Source organism: Mesorhizobium sp. f-mel (assembly GCF_053850215.1).
On record NZ_JBSPTO010000027.1, the window covers coordinates 17,080 to 43,997 of the forward strand.

Here is a 26,918-nt window from a genome sequence, read left to right on the forward strand (position 1 = left end):
TCATGACAGTTACCGTCCGTTTCGCCCCATCACCCACCGGCCGCATTCATATCGGCAACGCGCGCACTGCGCTGTTCAACTGGCTGTTCGCCATGAACAACAAGGGCCGCTTCATCCAGCGTTTCGACGACACCGACGTCGCCCGCTCGACGCAGGAATTCTCCGACGCCATCCTCTACGACCTACATTGGCTAGGGATATTTCCGGACGCGACGGAATTCCAGTCACGGCGCTTCGAGATCTACGATGCGGCGGTGGAGAAATTGAAGGCGGCGCGCCTTCTCTACGCTTGTTACGAAACACCGGAAGAGCTCGATCTCAGGCGCAAGGTGCGCCGCACGCGCGGCCTGCCGCCGGTCTACGGCCGCGAAGCGCTGACGCTGACCCCTGAGCAGATCGCCGAATACCAGTCCGATGGTCGGCGGCCGCATTGGCGCTTCCTCCTGCCCAATTTCACCAGCGATCCTCTGCAGCCGGAGCGCACCGAAATCCACTGGAACGATCTGGTGCGCGGCGAGGAAACCGTCGACCTTGCCTCGCTTTCCGACCCGGTTCTAATGCGCGAGGACGGCACCTATCTCTATACTCTGCCCTCGGTGGTCGATGACATCGAGATGGGGATCAGCCATGTCATCCGTGGCGACGACCACGTCACCAACACGGGCGTGCAGATCGCGCTGTTCCAGGCACTGGGTGCCGAGCCGCCGGTGTTCGGCCACCACAATCTGTTGACCACTGCATCGGGCGAGGGCCTGTCGAAGCGGAGCGGCGCGCTGTCCATCGAGAGCCTACGCGAGACCGGCATCGAACCGATGGCCGTTGCCTCGCTGGCCGTGCTTGTCGGCACGTCGGAAAACGTAGTGGCGGTGCCTGATATGACCGAACTTGCCCGGCGCTTCGATCCGGCCGCGACGTCGAAATCCGCCGCCAAATTCGATCCGGACGAGCTCTTCGTGCTCAACCGCACACTGCTCCACCATATGCCGTTTTCCGAGGCGCGCGACCGGCTGATCGTGCTCGGCATTTCCGGCGAACAGGCCGAGCCCTTCTGGCTGGCGGTGCGCGGCAATCTCGACAGGCTGGCCGATGCAGCAATCTGGTGGCGCACACTTCGCGACGGCCCGCAGGAGCAGCCGGACTTTTCCGACGTCGACCGCGATTTCCTTCGCCAGGCGTTCGACCTTTTGCCGGAAGACCCCTGGAACGGGTCGGTCTGGAAGGAGTGGACGGGCAGGATCAGGGAAGCGACCGGCCGCAAGGGCAAGGCGCTGTTCATGCCGCTCAGGCTGGCGCTTACCGGGCAGCCTTCGGGGCCGGAGCTTGCAGATCTGTTGCCGCTGCTGGGTCGGGAAGGAACGTTGGCCCGACGACCCTGACCTTGCGCCGTCCCGGCGGCGGCAAAGTCGTCGGCGAGGGTTTGACGGCGAGGCGCTTGATGGCTTCGCGTTCGAGCCCGCCTTCGACATTTGTCAAAGTCTCGGGGTCGGCGCCTTGATCGGCTTTGGCGACAGGCACCGGAATGAGCGGCTTGGTCTCCACATCGGCCTCGGTCTGTTCCGGGCTTGGCGGATTGCCGGCAATGATCTCGAAATTCTGTGCAGCGTTGCAGCCGCAGGCCGGCGGGCGCAACGTTTCGGGCTGCTTGTAGAGATAGGCGGTCGGCAGTTCGCTGTAGGGCCTGCCGTTACCGAAGACGTCATGTCAGCCGAGTCGTCGCCAATGCCGCGCGTATAAAACACCTGCATCTCGGTGCCGGGGCAACTCGAATCGCAGTTCTTCTGGTCGCGCTCGAAATCGCCCAGCGAGGCGGCATTCGACATCGGGAAGAAATAGCCGTCGCAGGTGCGCACGCACATTGTGCGGAATTCGCCGCCAAGGCGTGGCAGGTCCATGCCGTCGGGCTGATTGATCATGGTGCGGACACCGCGCTCTTCGTCGGGATCGCTCGACTCGTCCAGCGCATCGGGGTGATTTGTGGCGTCGCCCAAAAGCCGATCGAGCAGGCTTTCTTCGCCGTTTTCACGGTTCGCTTCGAGGACAGGCGCACGCCTCGAAGGCACGACGCTGTCGCGACAGCCATTGGCGTCGAGTGAGGCCAATATGCGTGCGCGATCGCGGCGCGAGCCGCCGCCGGCGAGCTGCGCGCGCTTGACCTGCAGGGCATCGAGATTGGCGTTCATGCGGTCGAGCGTGGCCTCGAGTGCGGCGCAAGCGTTGCGATTGCGGCCGAGCAGCGAAAAGCCGCAGCCGGCGCTGTCGGACTGGCGGCTTACCTTTGAAATCTGCTCGCGCTGCCGCACGATCGCATCATCGTATTTCCTGAGCAGGGCCGGCTTGCCGCCGCCACCGCGCGAAGCGGTCGCGAGATCGGCTTCCAGTTGCCGGCAAACACGGGAGGCGGCCTGCGGCTGAGTGACGGCAAAGCCTGATAACGCCAGGGCACCAAGCAGCGCCGCGGCATGCGTCAGCTTCCACCCTCCGCCCGTCATTCGCCGTGAACTCCGTTTAAGCGCCCGTCGTGAAAGCTACCGCTTTGCGGTCATTTATCAGCTTACCGCGAAAAAGCCGTTTTAGCCCAGATTTACGACCGCCTGCGCCTTATGGGCCGCTTCGACCACGGCGAGCGCCGTCATGTTGACGACGCCACGTGACGTCACCGACGGCGTCAATATATGCGCCGGTCTGTCGGTGCCGAGCAGGATCGGGCCGACATGCAGCGCGTCCATCATCGCGCGCAGCGCGGTGAGCGTGATGTTCGCCGAATCGAGATTGGGGAAGACCAGCAGATTGGCTTCGCCCTTCAGCCGCGAATGCGGATAGACCCGCTGGCGCAGCTGCTCCGACAAGGCCGAGTCGGCATGCATCTCGCCGTCGCATTGCAGGTCTGGCGCGATGCGCGCCAGGATTGCCGCTGCCTGCCGCATCTTGAGCGCGCTTGGCGAATCGCGTGAGCCGAAATCCGAATGCGACAGCAGGGCGGCCTTGGGTTCGATGCCGAAGCGCTGGATTTCTTCGGCCGCCAACACCGTCATCTCTGCGATCTCCTCGGCCGTCGGATCGACCGTGACATGGGTGTCGGTGAGGAAAATAATGCCTCGCTGCGAGATCAGCATGGAAAGCGTCGACAGGTCATGATCCTTGATACCGGCGCGCGGGCCGATTATCAGGGTGACATTGCGCAAATGCCGCTCAAAACGTCCTTCCAGGCCGCAAACCATGGCGTCGGCATCGCCACGCTTGAGGGCAAGTGCGGCGATCACCGTGTTGTCGGTGCGCACCAAGGTGCGGGCGGCCTCCGTCGTGACGCCGCGCCGGCCGGCGAGTTCGATCAAAAGGTCGACATAGTGGCGATAGCGTGGGTCGTCCTCGGGATTGATCAGGCCGAAATCGACGCCCGGCTTGATGCGCAGTCCGTAGCGTTTCAGCCGCACCTCGATGACGTGCGGGCGGCCGATCAGGATCGGCTCGGCGATGCCTTCCTCCAGCACCACCTGGGCGGCACGCAACACGCGCTCATCCTCGCCGTCGGCATAGATGACGCGCTTGGCATTCGACGTCTTGGCCATCGTGAACACCGGCTTCATCACCAGGCCGGAGCGGAAGACGAAGCGGTTCAGCGTGTCGATATAAGCGGCAAAGTCGGTGATCGGCCGTGTCGCGACGCCGGTGTCGCAGGCGGCTTTGGCCACCGCCGGAGCGATGCGCAGGATCAGCCGCGGGTCGAAGGGCGAGGGGATCAGGAAATCAGGCCCGAAGATCGGCGTTTCGCCGGAATAGGCGCGCGCGGCGACATCTGACGGTTCCTCGCGGGCAAGGGCAGCGATCGCCCGCACCGCCGCCATCTTCATCTCTTCGTTGATGGCGCTGGCGCCGCAGTCCAGCGCGCCACGGAAAATATAAGGAAAACAAAGTACGTTGTTGACCTGATTGGGGAAATCGGAACGGCCGGTGCAGATCATCGCGTCGGGTCGTGCCGCCCGTGCCGCTTCCGGCATGATCTCGGGATTGGGATTGGCCAGCGCCAGGATCAGCGGTTTTGGCGCCATATGCTGGAGCAATTCCGGTTTCAGCACGCCGGCGGCCGAAAGCCCCAGGAACACGTCGGCGCCCGGCAGCACATCGGCCAGCGTGCGCGCCTCGGTGTCCTTCACATAAGGGTCCTTCCAGCGGTCCATCTCATCGACGCGGCCCTTGTAGGCGACGCCGAAACGGTCGGTGACCCAGATGTTTTCGATGCGCGCGCCCAGCAAAACCAGCAAGTTGAGGCAGGCAAGGGCCGCTGCCCCGGCGCCGGAGGTGACGATCTTGATGTCGGAGATCGTCTTGCCGGCGAATTCCAGCCCGTTGAGCACGGCGGCGGCGACGATGATCGCGGTGCCGTGCTGGTCGTCGTGGAAGACCGGTATGGCCATGCGGGCCTTCAGCCGTTCCTCGACCTCAAAACATTCGGGCGCCTTGATGTCCTCGAGGTTGATGCCGCCGAAGGTCGGCTCCAGCGCCGAGATGGTCTCGACCATCCGCTCGATGTCAGGCGCGTCAATCTCGATGTCGAAGACATCGATGCCGGCAAATTTCTTGAACAGCACCGCCTTGCCTTCCATCACCGGCTTGGAGGCCAGTGGGCCGATATTGCCCAAGCCGAGCACCGCCGAACCATTGGAGACGACGCCAACCAGATTGGCGCGCGCCGTGTAGTCGGCGGCCGCCGCCGGATTGTCGCGGATTTCCAGACAAGGCGCCGCGACGCCGGGCGAATAGGCAAGCGCCAGGTCGCGCTGGTTGCCGAGCGGCTTTGTTGCCTGGATTTCAAGCTTTCCAGGCCGTGGATGCTTGTGGAAATAAAGTGCGGCTTCGTCGAGGTCCGACCGGGCTGCTTTTTTGTTTTCGCCTTCCATACGGGCCTCCCTGCGATCCTGCCTTGAAGCCCTTTTAGCATGCAGCGTCGGATTTTCACGATGCCAAATCACGCAACCGCCAATTAGGCAGAAGAATCGTCAAAAACTCATCTGTGTCAGATTGTTGCGCTTAAATCCTCACCTGCCATGTCGCTGCCGGGCTGATGTCATGGGAGCGCATTGCGCGACCGGGGTATGTCCGATCGCCGGCGGTCAAGTCACGTCTGGCCGACCGTCAAGCAGTTTCCAGACGCTATCGACGATGGCCGGCCGTGGCCGTCGTTTCGCGATCACCGCAAGTGGCCACGCGGGCAGCGATGCGTCGGCGATCGCTGCATACCGGACGCCCTGAAATACAAGGCGCTGTGTCGATCGTGGCAGCAGGGCCGCGCCCAAGCCTGTGGACACGAGCGATAGCATGGTCAGTGCCCGCGTCGCCTCCTGGACGATCCGCACGTCGAGGCCAGTCTTGGTGAATGTGTCTACGATGCGGGCATGGAGCGCCGGGCCTTGTGCAGCCGGAAACATGATGAGCCCGTGGCGGGCGATGTCCGCCAGCGTCACCCCGTGCGTCTGCCGGTCGTCAGGCAGAACGGCAATAAGATCTTCAGCAGGATAGTCATGGACGTCGAGACGTTCGTCGGTCCCGAGCGGTGGATGCACGAAACCGATGTCGATCTCACTGCGCGACAGCGCCGCAATCTGCTCATTGGTGGACACCTCGATGAGCTTTGGATGGATGTCCGGATATTTCTCGCGAAGCCGGGACAGGAGGTGCGGCAGATGCTCGTAAAGGGCCGCCGACACGAAGCCGATCCTGATCTCGCCAGCTTCGCCGTCATACGCTGCGCGGGCGACATGAAGCGCCGAATCGGCGTGCCGTATGGATGCTCGAGCCTCTTCGACGAAGGCCGAGCCGGCGCGCGTCAAGGTCAGGCGGCGGTTGGCCCGCTCGAACAGCTTGACGCCGAGCTCCTTCTCCAGGCGCCCGATCGATTGACTAAGCGGAGGCTGCGCCATGGCCAGCCGCAGTGCGGCACGACCCATATGCAAATCCTCCGCAACAGCGAGGAAATGTCGCAAGTGCCGAAGTTCCATATCTTGACGATATCAAAAACCCTCAGACAAAAGCGGAACGCCTAGACATCCCGGACGCCACGCACTTCGTGCATCTCGATCGCGAGGCCGCAGGGCGCGGTGTGTTCCTCGACGCTGTGAAGCGGTTTCTCGATCGGCAGGAGGAATGACCATGAAGGGTAGTTCATGTGTCCTGCGGGAGCAGCAGCCGCAAAGGTGTCAGGTCGACCGCTTCCCGGCTTTGCGGCTACCGTCCACCCGAAAGCTACTCACCGCGCGGTTGCGGGGCTACGCCTATCTCCGCCGCGCCACATCTCGACTCTCCCGTCTCCGCCATTTCCCTGCGCGTACAAACGTCAGAGTTCGCTAGGCCGGCGCCGTTTCCTTGGATGTTCATGCTTTTTTGTCATTGATGAGCGCACCCATCGCGGCGAGGTGGTCGGCGAAGCCGGCAACGAACCGCCTGACCTTCAACGGAATGAAGCGGTTCGATGGATAGACCGCATGCACATGGTGCGGCGCATAGTGCCAGTCCGGCAGCACATGTTCGAGCAAGCCTTCGGCGATGAGCGGATCGAGTATCACCCTGTGCCCGAGGCCGATGCCGACGCCGGACAGCAACGCCTGATGATTGAGCAGCGAATTGTCAGAGCGCATGGCCGGCCGGATTCGCACCTCGGCCTTTTCGCCGCCCGGGCCGGTGAGCGGCACGACATCGCGCTTCCTGATGTGAGCGTAAAGCAGATAATCATGGTCGGCGAGATCTTCCGGGCGCCGCGGCCGGCCCCGGCGGTCGAGATACTCTGGCGTCGCCGCGAGGCAGCGCCCGATCACGCCGAGCTTGCGCACGATCAGCCGGTTGTCATCGATGGTCCCCATACGGATCGCCACGTCGAGCCCCTCTGCGATCACATCGACGAAACTGTCGGTCAGCGCAACGTCGAGCAACAGTTCCGGATAGGCGCGCTTGAACTCGATCAGATAGCTGCCAAGCACGCCGGCGCCGAAGCTGGCCGGCGCGCCGACGGCAAGACGTCCGCACATCTTCGATTCGAGGCAGCCGACGCTGCGGTCCGCCTCCTCGATGCGCTCAATGATGTCGCGGGCGCGCTCCAGATAACGCCGGCCGGCTTCCGTTGGCGAAACATGGCGGGTCGTACGGTCAAAGAGCCGGACGCCTAGACGCTTTTCCAATGCGCGGATCTGCTGGCTGACGGCCGGCTGGCTCAGGCCCAACTCGCGCGCTGCCGCCGAGAAGCTGGCGGTATCGCAGGCGCGTACGAAGCTGGTCAGCTCGGTCAAGCGGTCCATGATGGCAACTCTCCGTCGTGATTAATAAACAAGAGTAATAAGACATATAAGGAATCGGCAAGTTCAAAAAGCTGAGCCTATGACATAGATCCGCCTTGCTCCGCCTGGAGCTCTGGATCCCCAAACTGGAGACGATGCAATGCCGCTTTCCCGCCGTCATTTTCTCGCCGGTGCCGGCCTAGCCGGCGGCACTCTCCTAGCCAATGTCTCCGTTCCGGCCTTGGCCCGCGCGCCGCTGGTCGACGCCGCAACGCTTGGCGCGCTGCGCCGCAACGTGGGATCGGTCCAGGTTACGGCGCTACTAGACGGCTATATCGACATTGGTTCCGAGCTGGTCATCGGACTCGCTGAGGCCGATGCGGAGCGGCTGGCTGAGGCCAGCTTCCAGAAGCCCGGACCGCACCGCGCACCGGTCAATGCCTATCTCATCAATCTGGGCGACCGTCTGGTGCTCGTCGACGCCGGTACGTCAGACAGCATGGGCCCGTCACTCGGCCGACTTCCGGCCGCTATCGAGGCGGCCGGCGTCTCTCCGGACCAGATCGACACGTTGCTGATTACCCACATGCATCCCGACCATATCAACGGCGTTCTGACTCCCGCCGGCCAGGCGCTGTTTCCCAATGCCGAGCTCATCGTCACCGCCGCCGATTACGCCTTCTGGCATGACGACGCGAACATGAACCAGGCGCCGGATGGGGCAAGGCCGTTCTTCATCGGCGCCCGCCAGGCCGCCGCCGCCTATGCGAACCGCGTGCGGCAGGTGGCTGGCGAGGGCGAGGCGGTCGGCGCGATCCGCACCGTGCCGCTGCCCGGCCACACTCCGGGCCATGCCGGCTTCATCGTGGAATCGGACGGCGAGGCGCTGTTCATCTGGGGCGATGTCGTGCATATGGCGACCTACCAGTTCGCGCGCCCGGACTGGAGCATCGCCTTCGATGTTGATTCCAAGCTGGCTGCCGAAACGCGCAAGCGGACGCTCGACCGGGTCGCTGCTGACCGGATGCTGATCGCCGGCATGCATTTGCCGTTCCCCGGCATCGGCCATGTGGCGCGCGATGGCGACGCCTATCGCTTCGTGCCGGACGAATGGCCCTATGCACTGTAGGGCGGCCAGCGCGGGAAGGGGCCATCATAGCCCAGCTGCTCCATGACGACGGCCACTGCAAGGCCTGCTTCAGAGCCGTCACGATCGTCTCCCGGCGTTCCCAGCGGGTACTAAGCGTTCGGTACTAGAACGCGCTGACATAGGCGCCGCCGTCGACCGGTATGTTCTGCCCGGTCAGGTAGCCGGCATGAACTGAGCACAGGAAGGCGCAGATCTGGCCGAATTCCTCCGGCGTGCCGAGCCGCTTGGCCGGAACGTTGGCTGCTGCCTGGGTCTTGCGTGCGGCGGCAGCAGCCGGATCTTCGGGAGTGCCGGCTTCATGCGGGGGGCGCAGCCGATCGGTGTCGATCTTGCCCGGCAGCATGTTGTTGATCGTCACATTGCGGTCGATCACCGTCCGCGCGACGCCGGCCAGGAACGAAGTCAGGCCTGCGCGCGCGCCGGACGACAGATCGAGGCCGGGAATGGGAACATAGACCGACAGCGAGGTGATGTTGACGATGCGGCCGAAGCCGCGTTCGGCCATGCCGTCGATCACAGCCTGAACCAGTTCGACCGGGGTCACCATGTTCTGGGTGACGCCTTCGAGGATTTTTTCGCGGTCGAGTTCGCGGAAATCGCGAAGCGGCGGTCCGCCATTGTTGTTGACGAGGATATCGGGATCGGGACAGGCGGCAAGCAGCGCCTTCTGCACCTCGGGCTTCGACACGTCGCCGACGATTTCGGTCACCTCGACGCCAAATCTTTCCCGCAGTTCGGCGGCGGTCTTCGCCAATTGGTCGGCATTGCGCCCGTTGACGACCAGATCGCAACCGGCCTCGGCCAGCGCCATGGCGCAACCGCGCCCAAGTCCTTTGCTCGAAGCACAGACGATGGCCTTTTTTCCGCGAATACCGAGATCCATGGCGATTTCTCCTCTGATTGGCGCGGCAACCTACTCTTGAGGCTGGACCAATCGCAACCGTCATACGGTTGTTGCATGAATCGGGGCATAGGCTACACGAGAGCAACGGTGAGAATCCAATGCCTGGCGCAGAGCCCCGCACTTTCCGCAGCATGTTTATCTCCGACGTCCATCTCGGATCGAAGGCGGCGAAGGCCGAGTTCCTGATCGATTTCCTGCGCCATCACGACGCCGATATCATCTATCTCGTCGGCGACATCGTCGACGGCTGGCGGCTGAGACGGAGCTGGCACTGGCCGCAGAGCCACAACGACGTCATCCAGAAATTGCTGCGTAAGGCGCGCAAGGGCGCCAGCATCACCTACATCGCCGGCAATCACGACGAGTTCGCGCGCCAGTTCCAAGGCGTGCATTTCGGCGGCATCGTCGTCGCCGACCGCGCCATTCACGAGACCGCTGACGGCAAACGTCTTCTTGTCATCCATGGCGACCAGTTCGACACTGTCGTCCACAATGCGCGCTGGCTGGCCTATCTTGGCGACTACGCCTACGACGCGGCCATGCTCGTCAACCGCGTGGTGATGCGGCTTCGCCAACTGCTTGGCCTGCCTTATTGGTCGTTTTCGTCCTGGGCCAAGGTCAACGTCAAAAAGGCGGTGAATTTCATCGGCTCGTTCCAGACCATGCTGACCGAGGAAGCGCGCCGCTCGCATGTCGACGGCGTGATCTGCGGGCACATCCACCATGCCGCGATCGAAAATTATGAGGACGTGCAATACATCAACACCGGCGATTGGGTGGAGAGTTGCACCGCGGTGGTCGAGCATTTCGACGGCCGGATGGAGATCCTGCACTGGGCGCACGTCCTGCCGGAGGCTCCGGCCGGCAACGAAGTGCTCGTGCCGATCGACATCAAGGGCAGGGCAGTCCAGGCTGCCTGACCAAACCCGACCTCACCTCGCTTTAATCGATTAGTCCAAGCGGTTCCGCCGACTTTTTCAGCATGTTATGGAATTGGCGTGCGCTGCAGACCGACTCGGCTGAACGTTGCGCCGACGGATTGCCTGTTGATGTCCTCCCTGCCGCCGCTTTCACCCGAACAGCTCGTCAAGCCGCGTCATTTCGAAGTGCGGATGGGCCTGATCTTCTTCACGCTTTTCGTGCCGCTCGGAATACATTTGCCGTACTTCCCGCTGTGGTTGCAGGCAGAGGGTTTCGATGCCGAGCAGATAGCGGTCATTCTCGCAGCACCAATGTTCCTGCGCGTGGTGACGACGCCATTGCTTACAGCACTGGCCGACAGGGCGAGCGACCGCGCCCATGTTTATGTCGCGCTGATGGCCGCATCTGTGGCGCTGTCCGCCGGTTATTTTCTGACGCCGAGCTACGCCATGGTGCTCGCTGTTTCGCTGGCGCTCGCTGTGGTCTGGACACCGCATTCGCCGATTGCCGATTCGCTGGCACTGTCGGGAGTGCGCCGCTTCGGCTCCAACTACGCAAGCATGCGCAAATGGGGATCGATCTCCTATCTGTGCGCAAATCTTGCGGGCGGTTTCATCCTGTCGGCGACGGGCGCCCTGGCTGTTCCGGTGATTATTTTCGCAGCGTTTGGCGCCGCGCTTGTCGTCGGACTGATCGCGCCGCGGCTCGGCCGTCCCCGCCGTGCCTCGCCGCTTTCGGCAGCCGACATCCAGCAATCAGCACCAAAACTCCTCAACGCCTATTTCCTGTATTTCTCCATCGGCGTCGGCGTCATCACCGCCAGCCACGCGTTTCTTTACGGCTTCGTGTCGATCTACTGGAAATCGATCGGCATCGGCGATCAGGTGGTCGGGTTGGTTTGGGGTTGGGGTGTGGTGGCCGAGATCGGTATGTTCATGGTCTTCACCCGGGTTTTCGGCTCCTTCTCGGTCGTGTCGATCATGGTGATGGCCGGGATAGGCGCGATCGTGCGCTGGATTGCCTTCCCTATGATCTGGCCGCTCGGCCTTGGCGTCGCCGGATTTTTCGCAGTCCAGACGCTGCATGCGGTCTCCGTGGCGCTGGTGCTGATCGGCCTGCAGAAAATGATCGGTGAGACGATCGCGGAGGAGCGCACCGGGGCCGCGCAAGGCATCGCCTATTTCTCCAACGGCTTTTTTACGGCCGTCGTGACGCTCTTGTCCGGCCCGCTTTATGACCGCTTCGGCGTGGACGGCTTTTTTGCCATGATCCCGATCGCCCTTATCGGCCTTGCGTTGATCGGGCTTGCCGCGCGTTCAGCCCCACAGCGCCGTATCGGGCGGTGACACCAGCGAACCCTGGTAGACGAGACCGGGAACACGGTCGCGGGCCAGCAGCAGCGGCCCGTCGAGATCGACGAAATCGGCATCCTGCGCCAAGAGCACGGCCGGCGCCATGGCCAATGACGTGCCGACCATGCAGCCGACCATGACGTCAAAACCCAGTACGCGGGCGCGATCGCGAAGGATGAGGGCAGCGGTCAAGCCGCCCGACTTGTCGAGCTTGATGTTGACGGCATCGTAAAGGCCGACAAGCGAGGCAAGGCCCTCTGCCTCATGCACGCTTTCATCGGCGCAGATCGGCACCGGATGCGCGATTTGGCGAAGGATGCCGTCACGGCCCGCCGGCAGCGGCTGTTCAATCAGGGCGATGCCGTATTCGGCGGCAAAGGCGAGATTTGCAACGATGTTGTCGTCGCTCCAGCCCTCATTAGCGTCAAGGATGATGCGGCTCGCCGGTGCCGCCTCCCTAACCGCGCGGATACGGGCCATATCGTTGTCACCGCCGATCTTGACCTTGAGCAGCGGGCGCTGGGCGTTGGCGCGGGCCTGGGCTGCCATCGCTGCGGGCTCACCGAGCGACAGCGTGTAGGCCGTCTCAAGCTCGCTCGGCGGAGCCGTGCAGATGCTGAAAGCGACCGGCTTGCCTGTGATCTTCGCCTCCAGGTCCCATAGCGCGCAGTCGATGGCATTGCGGGCGGCTCCGGCGCGCATGGCATCGAGCAGCGCGGCCCGGCTGATGCCGCCAGCGATCTCGCCGCGCATCGCCTCGATCGCATCGCGCACACCGTCCATCGTTTCGCCATAGCGCTTGTAGGGGACGCATTCGCCGCGCCCGCTCTGGCCGTCCTCGTGGATCGTCACTGTGATAACCTCGGCTTCGGTTTTCGAACCGCGCGAAATGGTGAAGGTCCCGGCGATGGGAAAGCGCTCGGCCTCGACCGAAATGACACGCGCCATATTTTTCTGCTCCGGCTGTGCGACAACGAGCTTGTCGGCAAATCGACAGGTGGGTTCCGTCAGGTTAAACAGATTGGCCCGTCAGGCTAACAGGACGCCATGTTTACCATCCGCAAACGCCATGCAAGCGGCACGACCGCCAAGGAGGCCGACCACCAGCCGCGCGTCGCGGTCGGTGAGGAGGGTGGCGTTCTGGGCTGCGCCTTCTCCGGAAACTGGACGACGCGCACCGTGACGCTGGTCGACGCCGAGATGCGCAAGATCGAGAAGCGCAGCGGTTTCCAGACGCTGGCGCTCGACCTTTCGCATATCGAGAAGATGGATACCGCCGGAGCCTGGCTGATCGACCGCCTGGTCAGCGCCTTCGAAAAGAAAGGCGTCGAGATCAGGCTGCAAGGGCAAAGCGAGATTGCCTCGATCCTGCTCGGCGCCGTTGGCGACGCGGTCCGGCGCGAACCCGATTCCGGCGGCACAAAGCCGCCCAACATCATCATTCGCGCGCTCGAGGCGGTTGGCCGGCGCGTCTATGAGATGCGTGACGATTTCCTGGCCGCGATGAACATACTGGGCGCCACGATACGCGGCGCGCAGATGAAGCTTGGCCGCGGCCATGCGGTCAATCCGGCGGCGATCTTCAACCAGATCGATCGCATGGGCGTCGGCGCCATCCCGGTGGTCGTGCTGATGTCGGCCATTGTCGGCGCGATCGTCGCCCAGCAAGGCGCCTACCAGCTCAGCTATTTCGGCGCCGATATCTTCGTCGTCGATCTGGTCGGCGTGCTGATCCTGCGCGAACTCGGCGTGCTGATGACCGCGATCATGATCGCCGGCCGTTCGGGCAGCGCCATTACGGCTGAAATCGGCTCGATGAAAATGCGCGAGGAGGTCGACGCGCTGAAGGTCATCGGGCTCAATCCAATCGGCGTGCTGGTGTTTCCGCGGCTGGTCGCGCTGGTGATCGCACTGCCTTGCCTGACGATCATCGCCAATTTCGCCGCACTCGGCGGCGGCATCCTGGCCGCATGGCTCTACTCCGACATCGCACCGGCGGCGTTCATCGACCGGCTGCGTGTCGCCATCGATCTCAGCACCATCTTTGCCGGGCTGATCAAGGCGCCGTTCATGGCCATGATCATCGGCACGATTGCATCGGTCGAAGGCATGAAGGTTGGCGGCAGCGCCGAATCGCTGGGACAACACGTGACCGCTTCGGTGGTGAAGTCGATCTTCGTGGTCATCATCCTGGATGGGCTTTTCGCCATGTTCTACGCGGCGATCGAGTTCTGACATGGCGACGCAGGGCAACACAAAGGCGACTGGGGTTGCGGAAGGGGCCGACGAAGACGAGATCGTGCTTTCCGCGCACGACATCACCGTGTCCTTCGGCGACAAGGTCATTCTCGACAGATTGTCGCTCGATATCAGGCGCGGCGAGATCCTCGGCTTTGTCGGCGCCTCCGGTGCCGGCAAGTCGGTTCTCCTGCGCACCATCCTCGGCCTGGTCCACAAGCAGTCGGGAACGATCAAGCTGTTCGGCGTCGATGTCGAAAAGGCGAGCGAGAGGGAGCGTCTTCGCATCGACATGCGCCTTGGCGTCCTCTTCCAGCACGGCGCGCTGTTTTCGGCGCTCACGGTTCTCGAAAACGTGCAGGTGCCGATGCGCGAATATCTCGACCTGCCCAGAAAGCTGATGGACGAGCTGGCGATGCTCAAGGTCGAACTGGTCGGGTTGCCGCCGGATGCGGCGCAGAAATTTCCGTCCGAGCTTTCCGGCGGCATGATCAAGCGCGCGGCGCTGGCGCGCGCACTGGCGCTCGACCCCGACATCGTGTTCCTGGACGAGCCGACCTCCGGCCTCGATCCGATCAGTGCGGCTGAATTCGACGAACTGGTCGTCAAGCTGCGCGATACCATGGATCTGACCGTGTACATGGTCACGCACGATCTCGACACGCTGTTCACAGCTTGTGATCGGGTGGCCGTGCTCGGCAAAAAGAAAGTGCTGGTCGAAGGCACGATCGACGACATGCTCAGAAGCGAGGAACCCTGGGTGAAATCCTATTTTCGCGGAAAACGTGCGCGGCAACTTGATCTTGCGGCCCGCGCGTAGCCATAAGTGGATAAATGGAAACCAGAGCCAACTACGTCATTGTCGGCATTTTCACGCTAGCCGCGATCCTGGCAGCGTTCGCGTTCGTCTATTGGACGGCAGCGATCGGCGACAGAGGTGAGACGGCGATGCTGCGGGTGCGCATTCCGGGATCGGCTTCCGGCCTCGGCCGCGGCAGCTTCGTGCTGTTCAACGGCGTCAGGGTTGGGGATGTCAGGCGCGTCTATATCGACGTCGACAATCCGACCGCCGCCATAGCCGACGCCGAAATAGACCGCATGACGCCGATCACCAAATCGACGCAGGCCGACATCGGTCTCGCCGGCCTCACCGGTCAGGCCAATATCGAACTCAAGGGCGCCGACCCCAAGGAAGTAAATCTTCTCGACCAGGCGGAGGCGGAGGGCCGCGTCGCCGAGATCGTCGCCAACCCGTCGGCGGTCACCAACCTGTTGCAGACGGCGCAGAACATCTTCACCCGCGCCGATACAGTTCTCACCCAGCTCGAAGGCTTCACCAGGGACGTTCGCGGGCCGCTGACGCAGACCGTCAACAATGTGCAGACCTTCTCCGACGCGCTGGCCAAGAACTCCGACGGCATCGACAAATTCCTCGCCAGCGTCAGTTCGCTTTCGGACGAGTTGAGGGGTGTCTCGGGCAAGCTCGATGGCACGCTGAAGGCGGCGGAAGGACTGCTCAACGCCGTCGACAAGGACCAGATCAAGAGCATCGTCGCCAACGTCGACACGGTGACCACGAACTTGAAGGAAACCAGCAAGCAGTTCGACAGGGTCGTCAGGAATGTCGACACGGCGGTAGGGTCGATCAACGATTTCGCTCAAAGGACGCAAGGCACGCTGGCCAAAGTCGACGGCGTTCTCGACGGCATCGACCCGGCACAGGTTCGCACCGCGCTGGCCAACATCCAGAAGGCCAGCGAAAACGCCAACGAGGCTGCCGCCGACATCGCCAAGGTGACCAGCAAATTCGCCAACCGGGCCGACGATATCGACCAGACCATCAAGGACGCGCAGCAGCTCGCGGAGCGTCTCAACGACGCATCGGTGCGCGTCGACGGCATCCTCGCCAAGGTCGATACATTGCTCGGCTCAGGTCAGGCCGACGGCATGATAGCCGATGCCAGGAATACGCTGAGATCGTTCAAGCAGGTCGCCGACACCCTGAACGCCCGCCTCGGCACCATCACGGACAATCTGGCCCGATTCTCCGGTCAGGGGCTGCAGAACGTCGAAGCGCTGGTCCAGGACAGCCGCCGTTCGATCAGCCGCATCGAAGAGGCGGTGACGGATCTCAGCCGCAATCCGCAGCGTATCCTGTCAGGCGGCGAAGGCGAGGTTCGGCAATTCGACGGCAGGGTGCGGCGTTGACTTCGGCCTTCGCCCGCCCCAAGAACAGCGGGCAAGTGCGCTACGGATGCGGGTTGCTCATACGATTCGGGGACAACGGGGATCGCGTGTGAAGTCGGTCGTGCTTAAATTGGGCGGGGTCAAATCGGGCGGGCTTAAAGCGGGTGTGGCATTGCTTACGCTTTTGGTAGCCGGTTGCGCGTTTTTGCCGGGCGGCGGGCCGGCGCCTCTGGACACATTCGAATTGTCGGCGCCGCCGCTCGATGCGCGCGGCCGCAGCCGCCGCCAGATCCTCATTGCCCAACCCTCCGCGCTCAAGGCGCTGGACAGCCAGAACATCGTCATCAAGCCGTCCGTGCGCTCGATCCAGTACCTCAAGGGCGCGCAATGGGCCGATCGGCTGCCGCTGATCGTGCAGGCGCGGCTGGCCGAGACATTCCAGCGCTCGGGCAGCTTCGCCGGTGTCGGCAAGCCGGGCGAGGGGCTGGCGATCGACTACCAGGTCATCGTCGAGGTCCGTTCCTTCGAAGTCAGGGTCGACGGCGGCGAACATGCCGAAGTCGAGCTGTTCGTGCGGATACTGAACGACCGCAATGGCGAGGTGCGCGCCTCGAAGAGCTTTACCGCGACCGCGCCCGTCTCCGGCAGCGGCAACCAGGCCTATGTCGGCGCGCTCGACCGCGCATTCGGCGATGCCGCCAAGGACATCGTCCGCTGGACCGATTCGGTGATCTGATACAGCCGGAACTGCAGGGCGGAGCTTAGGATAAAACTCAATCATCTGGCTGCCGCCAATGGCCGAGACGGGTGGGGAACTGCCGTCCGTTTCGACGACTGGAACGAGCAGGGGGCGCCAATTACCGACCTTCCGGCGCTTCTCCAAAGCCGCCCTTCGCGCCACAGCTTTGAATCGACCCCCTTTCGGACGTAGACAGCGACTTGCATGAAGGTCTGATTTGGCTACGGCCAGCGGCTTTGGGGGCGATGGAAAGCCGCAACGTTCGCCTGCTTCGCCGCGGAGAGGCTGTGTGTTCGGCCGGGGACATAGCGCCAGCAAACAAGCTCCGGATCCGCTGCCTTGCCTCCGCAGCGACGCCCAGAGCTCCAGCGTCTCGATCGAAACGCCCGTCATCCATGATCTCCGAATCATGGCGACCCATCGATTCAGCAACCAGAAAAGAACGCAGCTGCAACGCTAGGACGCGTCGGTGGAGAATTTGTGTATCGTAGTCGACTTCAGCGTTTCGCCCGGTTTCAGCACCGTCGTTGGAAATGACGGCTTGTTCGGCGAATCCGGGAAGTGCTGCGTCTCAAGGCAGAAGCCGTCGGTCTGGCGGTATTGCTGACCGGCTGCGCCGACAAGCGTCGAATCGAGGAAGTTGCCGCTGTAGAACTGGACGCCGGGCTCGGTGGTCGAGATCTCCATGATCCGGCCCGAGCGCGGCTCGTAGACTCGGGCGGCGAGCGAAAGTCCACCACCCGACCGGTTCAGCACGAAGTTGTGATCGTATCCGCGGCCATAGGCCATCTGTGGGTCGTTCGAGCGGATGCGTGCGCCGATCGGCGCCCCTTGGCGGAAGTCGAACGGCGTGGCGGTCACGGAGGCGAGCTGCCCGGTCGGGATCAAGGTCGCATCGACCGGCGTGTAGCGATCGGCGTTGATCGTGAGGATGTGATCGTCGACCCCACCCGTGCCGTCGCCGGCGAGATTGAAGTAGGAATGACTCGTGAGATTGACCACGGTTGGTTTGTCGGTTGTCGCCTCGTAGTCGATGCGCAGCTCGTTGTCGTTGGTGAGGCTATAGACGACCTGGACCGTGAGCGTGCCGGGATAGCCTTCCTCGCCATCCTTGCTCGTGTAGTTGAGCCGCGCTGCGGCGCCGCTGACGCTGCTCAGCGGCTCGACCGCCCAGACGACCTTGTCGAAGCCTTTCGTGCCGCCGTGCAGGCTGTTCGGCCCGTTATTGGCGGCGAGTTGGTATTGCGTGCCGTCGAGCGTGAACTTCGCGCCGCCGATGCGATTGCCGTAGCGCCCGATCAAGGCGCCGAAATAGGGGTTCATGGATTCGTAGTCGGCGAGTTCCTTGAAGCCGAGCACGACGTTGTCGAGCTTGCCCCAGCGGTCGGGCACATTGATCGCCGTGATGATACCGCCATAGGCGATGAACTTGACGGACGCGCCCCGGTCGTTGGTGAGCGTGTAGAGATCGACGGCTTTGCCGTCCTGCGTGTTTCCGAATGGGGTCTTGTCCACAGAGCCGGCGCCGGCGCTAATTCCCGTCAGCAGCACGCCCATGCCGAGTACGGCCGCGCCGAGCACTGACCTATGCCAGGTACGCGACCTGTTTGGTTCGATCGGCGTCATGGTTTCCTCCCTTGATAGGCCTCTTCGCCGGCGGCTTCTGACGAGCCGCCTGGAAGACCAATTCTAAACTCATCGGGCTATCAAGGTAAGCGCGTCCTGGTAGAGATTGTACAATAGCACCGTGCTTGAAAAGCGTGTGCCGAATACCGCCGGTCGCATCAGCTCATTGCCTGATCAAAATTGCCGTCGGTGCATGAATCGCAGGACGGGTGCCCGCCTGATTCCCGACTTCGATCTTGCTGCTAGTTGGTGTCGCAAAGCCACCCGATTGAGACGTAGAACGCGCCATAGCGGTGAAATCCGAGCCGATGCCCCGGTCGGCTCGGTTGCGACATTTCCGGACCAACATCGAGGCGACCCTGTCGGTCGCCTCTCCGACCCGTTGGCCGACCTTCGTGTTGCTTCGCTGCAAGGACCGCACAGGGGTTAGCGGTTCGACGTCGCTGCGGGCGAACATAGTAGAAAGGGGTCGCCAGATCGCTGTCGGACCAGCGGGCCGAGGCGGTGGCGACTGCGCTGACCAACGTCTTCGACATCGCGCCCGAGAACATGGAGACGTAGGGTTATGGCGAGCAGTACCTGAAGGTTGAAACCCAGGAGCCCGAGCGCGAGAACCGGCGCGTCGCGATCCGCCGCATCACGCCGCTGGTCGCACTCGTGGCGAGCTCCGAATAGGCCCCATCCTTGTTTTGAGCCGGCCGGGCAGGTAGCGCCAGGCTCACCATTGCAAGCCCGCTCATATACCCCTGCGTATCGAGCGGGCCAAATAGGCGACACGCATCTAGCTCGGTCAAGATCCGCTTTCGCCACCTGTTGCGATATTGAGGTCGAAATCGAGTAACAACTGGATTGGGTCAAAGCGGTGAGTTCCACTGGAGGTCCCTATCTGGGAGAAAATTTGGGCCTGGAATGTCCGACTAGGGTCATGGGCGTGAATTCGGCAGGGTCGAACGAACTTCCGCAACGGGTCGAAAAGCGGTCGCAGGGAGCCTAACATGAAGGTCTGCGGCCCCGGTTCCAAAAAACCTCAGAACTTGTGTCGGATTGGTCAGGACCCGTTCGTCCTTGGGCAGGATCGACATCACAAGGATAAATGATATGCCCAGTACCGTACGCCTGCACCGCGTCCTGGCAACCAGCCCAGAAAAACTCTATCGCGCTTTCCTTGAGGCGGACGCGCTCGCGAAATGGCTACCGCCCAACGGCTTTACCTGCACGGTTTATCATCTGGAACCCAAAGTCGGCGGCACATTCAAGATGTCGTTCCGCAACTTCACAACCGACAAAAGCCACGCGTTTGGCGGCGAATATGTCGAGCTCGTTCCGGGCGAACGTCTGCGCTATACGGACAAGTTCGACGATCCTAACTTGCCCGGCGAGATGCAGGTGACGGTGATACTGAAGAGAGTATCAGTCGGCACGGAGCTGGATATCACGCAGGCAGGCGTGCCGGACGTCATTCCAGCTGAGGCGTGTTATCTCGGTTGGCAGGAGTCGCTGCGAAACCTGGCAAAGCTCGTCGAACCGGAGATCAATCAATAGAGCATCATTACGAAGGGGTCGGCACGGCATGAAAAAGGCGGGAAAATTTCCCGCCTTTTTGGTTCCTATCGTCTGATCAATGCAGGCGGCCACTGGCGTGGGCAAGCATCGTATAGACCTTGCCGGTGTCCGACGTCAGGTAGGTCTGCGCCATCATGTTGTCGCGGTCGTTGCGCGACACGTCCTTGAGCAGCTTTTCAAAATCGTCGCAGTAGCGGTCGACAGCGACGCGGAACTCCGCCTCCATCTGATATTTGCGGCGAATCTCGTCGAAAGTTTGCTGGCCCTTCAGCGTGTAGAGACGCCGCGTGAACACGTCACGCTCGCCGCGCCGGTAGCGGTTCCAAAGCTCGATCGAGGCGTCGTGATCGATGGCGCGGGCGATGTCTACGGAAAGCGAGTTAAGCGACTCCACGACGTGAAGCGGCGAGCGCTGGGCAGGTGCCGAGCGTGGCGCTTCCAAAGGTGCCGCCGGCTTGGCGCCCTCTTCGCGCGATGCCCCGGTCAAAAGATCGCGCACCCAGCCGCCCTGCGGCGTACGGCCATTGGGGTCCCGCTGGCGCGGCGCCGCCTCGGCCGGGCGTTCCAGGTCGAGCGTGCCGCGCAGTGCGGTGTCACCCGATGGCGCCTGCGGGCCAAGAGGTTCGGGTTGCTGGGCCGGAGGACGGCGCAGCGGCTCAGTGGCGCGCGCGGCAGGCGCTTGCGGCGCAGGACGCAGGTTGCGCGGCTCCGAGGAGTCGGTACTGCGGCCCGATTTCGCAACGATTTCAGATAATTCCTTCAGCGCGTTGATTTGCTCGGAAACGGCGCGGCGGATGGCCGTGGTCGATTCCTTTGCCTCTTCCGGCATCTCGATGACGCCCTTCTTGAGCTCGGCGCGGGTGAGGTCGAGCTCGCTCTTGATCGAGCCGGCGGTGCGCCGCATCTCCTCGGTCGCGTCGGCGAAGCGCTTCGTTGCCGAATCGACCACGTCGGCGATGGCGGTACGGATCTTGTCCGCCGACTCCAGAGTCTTGCCTTCGGCGTTCTGCAACGTCTGGCCGACCAGATCCTCGAACGAGCGCATGACCTTTTCGAGATCCTCCGACTTCTTAACCAGGCCTACGGCGAGATCCTCCAGCGACGACTGTCTTTCCAACGTGTGTTCGAGGTTGCTCTGGGCCGAGCTCAACAGATCCGAAGCACTGGACAGCAATCGGCTGTGCTCGTCGAACTTGGTGGCGATCGAGGCAACCTCGCGCAAGGTCGCGGATGACAGCTCGGTAAGCCGTGTCGTGTTCGAATCGACCAGGCGTGCCGAACTGGCGAAGGTCTGCGCGGCTTTTTCCGTGGTCGCTGCAAAGCTTTGCGTGCTGCCGGTCAGGCGTTCGTCGACCTGGCCGAGATTGGCCGCCGCCTGCTCGATCAACTGACCGAGCTGCGAGCTAGAGGTGCTCATACGGCCGATGAGATCGGCGACACTGTCGGCGAGCGTCGAGCGCGCGCCTTCGACGGCCGACAATGTTTCGGCCGTGCGGCTGGCGAGCGCATTGACGAGGGTGGCGTTTTCACTGCGGAGCTTCTCGGTGGCGCGTTCGGTCACCTCTTCCATGCTCTTTTGCAGTTCCGAGCCGCCCTGGGCGAAGCGCTCGACCAGCGGCCGTGCCGTTTCGTCGAGGATTTTCGAGATCTCGGCCGAACGTGCCGCAAGCATGGTGTTGAGCTCGCGGGTGTTGGTGCCGATGGTCTTCGCCGCGTCGTTGGTGCTCTGGCCGATATGTTGGCCGACCGCAGTGAAGGTTTCGGCGATCGCGTTGGCGCGCGAAATAAGTTGCGCCTCAGCGGTCGAAACCTGTTCGTTGAGCTTCTGGCCTATCGTTTCGGTGGTGTAGACGAGACGGTTTTCGACGCCGGCAACCTGCTCCTCGACGCGAGCCGCCGCAGCCGCCGCGCTGGATGCCAGGCGCTCGTCGGCGCCGGCGAGCGCCTGCTCGATTTCACGGGCGTGGACGGCAAGTTCCTCACCGGTCTGCCGCGCACGTTCGGCAACCCGCTGCTCGGTGCTGGCGAAGGCCCCGACGATGTTGTCGGCATGTTCTCCGATCGTCGACGTGCTGTCGGCGATGCGGGATACCAGACGGTGATCCGCCTCGTCGAAGATACGGCCGATCTCCGACGCACGGGCCGACAGCGCCTCCGAACCTTCGGCGATGCGCGAGATCAGCTGTTGGTCGGCGGCATCGAAAATGCGGCCAAGGTCCGATGCTCGCGCTGCGAGCGCTTCGGCCGATTCGCCGATGCGCACGCCGAGCCGTTCGTCGGCGCCTTCGAAATTGCGCAGGATGTCGCCGGCGCGTGCCGCCAGCGACTGCGCCGTTTCGACCGCGCGGGCAACCAGCTTCTGGTCCGCCGCATCGAATGTACCGGCGATCTCGCTGGCACGAGCGGCCAGTTGGTCGGCCGTCTCTTGGGCGCGCGTCAGCAAGGAGTTCGATGTGTCGTCGACCCGGGCCATGATTGCGCTCGATGTATCCTCGGCGCGGGCAATGAGCGCAGTCGACGTGTCTTCGGCACGTGCGGCGAGGCGGCGGTCCGCCTCTTCGAAGGTGCGGGCGATATCCTCCGCCCTGGCGAGCAAGGCGGCCGAGGTCTGCTCGGCACGCTCGGCGATCTTGCGGTCGGCGTCGCTGAACGCCGCGCCGGCCTGCTCATGCAGCGCGCTGGTGACTTCTATTACCTTTTCACGCAGCGCTCCCGCGACGAAGACGGCGCTCTTTTCGAGCACGCTGCGGACGTTGTCGACACCGGTCGACAGCGCGCGCTCCATGGTTCCGGCGCGCTCCTCGATGATGCCGGTCTGACGGCTGAACGCCTGCTCGATCTTTTCGACGTCAGCGGCAATGGCGTCCGAAATGTCGGTGCTTCTGGCGGCGATCTGGTCGATATGGCCGGACAGGGAACGGTCGACTTCCTTGCGCGTATCGGCGAGCTTGGAGAGATCGTCCTCCAGCGCACGGGTCAGCGCGTCGCGGCCTTCGGCCAGCTTGCCGACATGCCCGGCGATGATGTCGTCCACCTCGCCGCGGCTCGCCGCAATTTTCTGCAGGTCTGCTTCCAGCGCACGTCTAAGGATATCGCGGCCTTCGGCCAGTTTCTCGACCTGGCCGGCAACCAGCCCGTCGATGTTCGACCGGCTTTCCGCCAGTTTGGCGAGGTCGTCTTCAAGCGCCTTGGACAGGATCGAGCGGTCCTGGATGAGCTTCTCGGCGTGGCTGTTTACGAGACCGTTGACGCTGCCGAGATCGGCCTCCAGCGCCCGCGCAAACTCTGCACGATTGTCGGTCAGCTGCTGCGACTGGTCGGCGACGACACCCTTGATGGTATTGAGGTCTGCTTCCAACGCGCGTCTGAGGATGTCGCGGCCTTCGGCCAGCTTCTCGACCTGGCCGGCAACCAGCCCGTCGATGCTTGACCGGCTTTCCGCCAGTTTGGCGAGGTCGTCTTCGAGTGCCTTGGACAGGGTCGAGCGCTCCTGGAGGAGTTTCTCGGCATGGCTGTTTACAAGACCGTTGACGCTGCCGAGATCGGCTTCCAGCGCCTGCGCAAACTGAGCGCGATTGTCGGCCAGCTGCTGCGACTGGTCGGCGACGACACCCTTGATGGTATTGAGGTCTGCTTCCAGCGCACGTCTGAGAATGTCGCGGCCTTCGGCCAGCTTTTCGACTTGGCCGGCAACCAGCCCGTCGATGCTCGACCGGCTTTCCGCCAGCTTGGCGAGGTCGTCTTCGAGCGCCTTGGACAGGGTCGAGCGGTCTTCCGCCAGCTTTTCGGACTGGTCTGCGATAACGCTCTTGATCGTGTTGAGATCGGATTCCAGCGCGCGTTTGAGAATGTCGCGGCCCTCGGCCAGCTTCTCGACCTGGCCGGTGACCAGACCATCGATGCTCGACCGGCTTTCGGCCAGCTTGGCGAGGTCGTCTTCGAGTGCCTTCGACAGGATTGAACGGTCCTCGGCGAGCCTGTTCATGTGATCAGAGATAAGCCCGTTCACGCTCTGCAGGTCGATTTCCAACGCCTTCGAGAGCTGGCCACGGTCTTCCGCCAGCTTTTCGGACTGGCCTGCTATGACGTCCTTGATCGTGTTGAGATCGGACTCCAGCGCGCGCTTGAGAATGTCGCGGCCTTCGGCCAGCTTCTCGACCTGGCCGGTAACCAGACCATCGATGCTCGACCGGCTTTCAGCCAGTTTGGCGAGGTCGTCTTCGAGTGCCTTCGACAGGATTGAACGGTCCTCGGCGAGCCTGTTCATGTGATCGGAGATAAGGCCATCCACGCTCTGCAGGTCCGTTTCCAACGCCTTCGAAAGCTGACCACGGTCTTCCGCCAGCTTTTCGGACTGGCCTGATATGACGTCCTTGATCGTGTTGAGATCGGACTCCAGCGCGCGCTTAAGGATGTCGCGGCCTTCGGCCAGCTTCTCGACCTGACCGGCGACCAGCCCGTCGATGCTCGACCGGCTTTCCGCCAATTTGGCGAGGTCTGCCTCGAGCGTTTGCGAAAGCAGGCTGCGATCGTCGGCGAGCCTGCCCGAATGGTCCTCGATCAGGCCTCGGATACCGGACAGGTCGTTTTCGAGCGAGCGCGAAAGCAGGCTGCGGTCTTCCGCCAGTTTGGCGGAATGGCTCTGGATGAGATCCTTGATGCCGACAATGTCGGTTTCCAACGCCTTGGCAAGTATGGCGCGACCTTCGGCGATCTTCTCGACCTGACCGGCGACCAGGCCGTCGATGCTGGCGCGACTGTCGGCCAGCTTGCCGAGATCGGCCTCGAGGGCGCGTGAAAGAATGCTGCGGCCTTCGGCGAGCTTGCCAACATGGCCGGCAACCATTTCGTCAATGATCGTACGGGCTTGTACAAGTTTTCCGGAGTCTTCGTTCAAGGCTTGTGAAAGCCTGTTGCGGCCCTCTTCGAGCCTTTCGAGATGGCTGCCGAGCGAAGCATCGATGGCGGCGCTTGACTCGTTGACCTTGCGCAGATCCTCTTCGAGGGCGCGCGAGATCAGGTTGCGGCCTTCGGCAAGCTTCTGCACCTGGTCGGTGACAGCCGCGTCGATTCCGGCGCGGCTTTCGGCGAATTTCGCAAGATCGGCCTGCATTGCCGCCGCCATGCGTTCGCGGCTTTCGGAAAGCTTGCGGCTGTGGTTCTCGACGGCTTCTTCGATGCCGACGCGGGCATCGGAAAGCCGCTGGATGTCGGCGTCGAAGGAGCGCGACACCACATGACGGGCCGCTTCCATGCGCCCTGCGAAATCGCCTGCGCGTGCTTCAAGCATGGACGAAGTCGACGAAACGATGTCGGCCATGTCGGCGCCGATCTGGGTCTTGCCCTGATCGATCATCGCCGACAGCGTCTCCTTGCTCTCTTGGAAGGTATGGGCGATTTCGCGCGCGCGCTCGACCAGCGTCTCGTTGATCTGGCGTGCGCGAGCCTCGAGGGCGGCGTTGAGCTTCTGGGTGCCGGTGTCCAGCGCTTCGGCGCGGGTCTGAAATTCACTAATCAGCGCCTGGCCGCGTTCGGCCAGCGTCCGCTCGATGCCGTCAAGGCTGGCTTCAAATTCGGAGTTGAGCGTACGTGCGGCGCCGCCGAGCAACGACACCATGCCGGAGGTCCGATCGTCGAGCAGGTCGGTCAGCGACCGGGTGAGGCCGTCGGTCGTGTCCGTCAGCTTGGCGATGCGCGTATCGAGAAGGCTGGCGAAGGCTTCGCCGGAGGTCGACAGCCGGTCCGTGATCGATTCGAGCCGGCCTTCCACCGAATCGAAGATCGACAACGAGCTTTGGTTGATCCTGTCGATCAGGGTGTCGCCGGAATTGGTTATGGTCATCGACAGGTTGGTCGAGGCGTTGAGAATGCTGTCGCGAATGATGTCGCTGGCCGCCCCGATTTCGTCCTTCAGCGTCTCATGCGCGCCGGTGATCGAGGCGCGCACGCGTTCGGCGTGGGTGACCACCGCTTCGCGCTCGCTGCCCAGCCCGTCGACAAGCGAGCGGATGCGGGATTCATTCTCCGAGTAGGAGCGTTCGATCTGGTTCACCTCGCTGTGCACCAGGGTTTCGAGCTCGACGGCACGCGCAAGCGTGCGCTCAATGCCTTCACCCATGGCCGCCACCTCGCGGCGGACGGCTTGCCCGATCATCATGACGCGATCCTGGGCAATGTTTTCCGGCTCGGTCAGGCGGAAGGCCACTTCCGTCATCGACTGAGCCGCGATGCGCATCTCCTGCGCGCGGCGAATCATGGCTGCAAACGCCCAAAACAGCAGCACGGGCAGGATCGCAGCGATCGCCAGGCCGATCAGTTCGGGACGGGCGAAAAACTGGCCGGGCGTGCGGATTTGCCAGATGCCTGGTCCAAACAGCAAGTTGGCCAATGCACCGGCGCCCGCGATCCAGGCAAGCGAAACGAGCGCCACGACCCAGTAGATCGTGTTCGAGGCACGCCGATTGAGGGTATGCAGCAGCGTTTTGTAATCTTTTTGACGAGGGTCATTGGCCGGCGTGAAGCCGGCCGGCTGCGTGCCATTGCGCGTTTCCACAGGGCGCAGTTCGTCCTTTGCCGCGGGTTTTGTTTTCTGGTCCTGGGCTTTTTGGTCCTGGTTGGCGGCAGGCTCCGTCTTCTGGCTCTGGCTGGCGACGGGCTCGGCATTCTCGCTCTGGCTGGCGACAGGCTCGGCATTCTGGTTACGGCCTTCGCGTGCCAACTCGTCGGCAGCCTGCGATATCTGCGCTTCCAGATCTTCCATCGACGCTGCGATGTCGAGGTCGCCGCCGGCATCGCCGCTCAGATCGATTTCAAGTGCTTTTTCGAGTTCCCTGGCTACGTCGTTGTCGAGCGTTCTCGTCGTTGTTTTCTTCGCCATGCCTTCGCTACCCTGTACAAGCTGCCGCGGGACTTATTGATTCTGCTTGTCGTGTCCCACGCAAGAGGCTGAAAATGGACCTGTCGTATCGTAATGACA

General features: G+C 62.9%; 17 protein-coding genes and 2 pseudogenes. 10 read left to right on the forward strand and 9 right to left on the reverse strand.

Translation table 11 applies throughout. The annotated features are described in order from the left end of the window. Positions 1-2: 2 nt before the first annotated feature. Complete coding sequence (gene gltX, locus ACWUKX_RS24965; RefSeq protein WP_029352977.1) at positions 3-1,376, forward strand: glutamate--tRNA ligase; 1,374 nt, start codon at positions 3-5, stop codon at positions 1,374-1,376. Here the strand turns inward: gltX and ACWUKX_RS24970 are convergent. The 5 genes and pseudogenes from ACWUKX_RS24970 to ACWUKX_RS24990 form a co-directional block, all read right to left on the reverse strand. After that, a pseudogene (locus tag ACWUKX_RS24970) lies at positions 1,294-2,489 on the reverse strand (DUF2865 domain-containing protein). The gene gltX and the pseudogene ACWUKX_RS24970 sit on opposite strands and share 83 nt — an antisense overlap. An 81-nt stretch (positions 2,490-2,570) precedes the next feature. Next, positions 2,571-4,895: an NADP-dependent malic enzyme gene (locus ACWUKX_RS24975; RefSeq protein WP_287112929.1), complete on the reverse strand. Its 2,325-nt coding sequence runs from the start codon at positions 4,893-4,895 to the stop codon at positions 2,571-2,573. 213 nt (positions 4,896-5,108) lie between these two features. Next, positions 5,109-5,993: a LysR substrate-binding domain-containing protein gene (locus ACWUKX_RS24980; RefSeq protein ID WP_456009511.1), complete on the reverse strand. Its 885-nt coding sequence runs from the start codon at positions 5,991-5,993 to the stop codon at positions 5,109-5,111. A 41-nt stretch (positions 5,994-6,034) separates the two neighbouring features. Further along, entirely contained in the window at positions 6,035-6,160 is a 126-nt protein-coding gene (locus tag ACWUKX_RS24985) for a hypothetical protein (protein ID WP_456009512.1), read from the reverse strand. A gap of 205 nt (positions 6,161-6,365) precedes the next feature. Further along, on the reverse strand, positions 6,366-7,283 hold the full coding sequence (locus tag ACWUKX_RS24990; protein WP_029352968.1) for a LysR family transcriptional regulator: 918 nt from the start codon (positions 7,281-7,283) through the stop codon (positions 6,366-6,368). Positions 7,284-7,422: 139 nt separating this feature from the next. Between ACWUKX_RS24990 and ACWUKX_RS24995 the strand changes: the two genes are divergently transcribed. Continuing rightward, positions 7,423-8,391, forward strand: a complete 969-nt coding sequence (locus ACWUKX_RS24995; protein WP_456009513.1) for an MBL fold metallo-hydrolase — start codon at positions 7,423-7,425, stop codon at positions 8,389-8,391. A 124-nt stretch (positions 8,392-8,515) separates the two neighbouring features. On the opposite strand, the gene ACWUKX_RS25000 is transcribed toward ACWUKX_RS24995, so the two are convergent. Next, positions 8,516-9,295, reverse strand: a complete 780-nt coding sequence (locus ACWUKX_RS25000; RefSeq protein ID WP_065009509.1) for an SDR family oxidoreductase — start codon at positions 9,293-9,295, stop codon at positions 8,516-8,518. A gap of 119 nt (positions 9,296-9,414) precedes the next feature. On the opposite strand from ACWUKX_RS25000, the gene ACWUKX_RS25005 reads away from it, so the two are divergent. Further along, the gene (locus ACWUKX_RS25005) at positions 9,415-10,236 is read left to right on the forward strand and encodes a UDP-2,3-diacylglucosamine diphosphatase (protein ID WP_456009514.1); all 822 of its coding nucleotides are present in this window, start codon (positions 9,415-9,417) and stop codon (positions 10,234-10,236) included. Positions 10,237-10,365: 129 nt separating this feature from the next. Beyond that, positions 10,366-11,583 (forward strand): MFS transporter, encoded by a 1,218-nt coding sequence (locus tag ACWUKX_RS25010; RefSeq protein ID WP_456009515.1) that lies wholly within the window; start codon positions 10,366-10,368, stop codon positions 11,581-11,583. Here ACWUKX_RS25010 and dgcA read toward each other — a convergent pair. Then, a complete protein-coding gene (gene dgcA / locus ACWUKX_RS25015) occupies positions 11,554-12,537 on the reverse strand; it encodes an N-acetyl-D-Glu racemase DgcA (RefSeq protein WP_456009516.1) in 984 nt (327 codons plus the stop codon). The two genes, ACWUKX_RS25010 and dgcA, sit on opposite strands and share 30 nt — an antisense overlap. 99 nt (positions 12,538-12,636) lie before the next feature. Here dgcA and ACWUKX_RS25020 point away from each other — a divergent pair, with 99 nt between their 5' ends. From ACWUKX_RS25020 to ACWUKX_RS25035, 4 genes are read left to right on the forward strand one after another with little or no spacing between them, the layout of a single operon-like run. Continuing rightward, complete coding sequence (locus tag ACWUKX_RS25020; protein ID WP_456009517.1) at positions 12,637-13,824, forward strand: MlaE family lipid ABC transporter permease subunit; 1,188 nt, start codon at positions 12,637-12,639, stop codon at positions 13,822-13,824. Between the two features lies 1 nt (position 13,825). Then, positions 13,826-14,647, forward strand: coding sequence for an ABC transporter ATP-binding protein (locus ACWUKX_RS25025; RefSeq protein ID WP_456009518.1), 822 nt, complete (start codon positions 13,826-13,828; stop codon positions 14,645-14,647). A 14-nt stretch (positions 14,648-14,661) separates the two neighbouring features. After that, positions 14,662-16,035: an MlaD family protein gene (locus tag ACWUKX_RS25030; RefSeq protein WP_456009519.1), complete on the forward strand. Its 1,374-nt coding sequence runs from the start codon at positions 14,662-14,664 to the stop codon at positions 16,033-16,035. Between the two features lie 46 nt (positions 16,036-16,081). Next, the gene (locus tag ACWUKX_RS25035; protein WP_456009520.1) at positions 16,082-16,750 is read left to right on the forward strand and encodes an ABC-type transport auxiliary lipoprotein family protein; all 669 of its coding nucleotides are present in this window, start codon (positions 16,082-16,084) and stop codon (positions 16,748-16,750) included. Positions 16,751-17,209: 459 nt separating this feature from the next. Here the strand turns inward: ACWUKX_RS25035 and ACWUKX_RS25040 are convergent, their stop codons facing one another. Continuing rightward, complete coding sequence (locus tag ACWUKX_RS25040; protein ID WP_456009521.1) at positions 17,210-18,379, reverse strand: aldose epimerase family protein; 1,170 nt, start codon at positions 18,377-18,379, stop codon at positions 17,210-17,212. A 477-nt stretch (positions 18,380-18,856) separates the two neighbouring features. Here ACWUKX_RS25040 and ACWUKX_RS25045 point away from each other — a divergent pair. Both ACWUKX_RS25045 and ACWUKX_RS25050 read left to right on the forward strand, forming a co-directional pair. Further along, positions 18,857-19,054, forward strand: a pseudogene (locus tag ACWUKX_RS25045) (OmpA family protein); the annotation flags it as partial. A 423-nt stretch (positions 19,055-19,477) separates the two neighbouring features. Beyond that, entirely contained in the window at positions 19,478-19,921 is a 444-nt protein-coding gene (locus ACWUKX_RS25050; protein ID WP_456009522.1) for an SRPBCC family protein, read from the forward strand. 76 nt (positions 19,922-19,997) lie between these two features. Here ACWUKX_RS25050 and ACWUKX_RS25055 read toward each other — a convergent pair whose 3' ends face one another. Then, complete coding sequence (locus tag ACWUKX_RS25055) at positions 19,998-26,819, reverse strand: kinesin (protein ID WP_456009523.1); 6,822 nt, start codon at positions 26,817-26,819, stop codon at positions 19,998-20,000. Between the last annotated feature and the right edge of the window lie 99 nt (positions 26,820-26,918).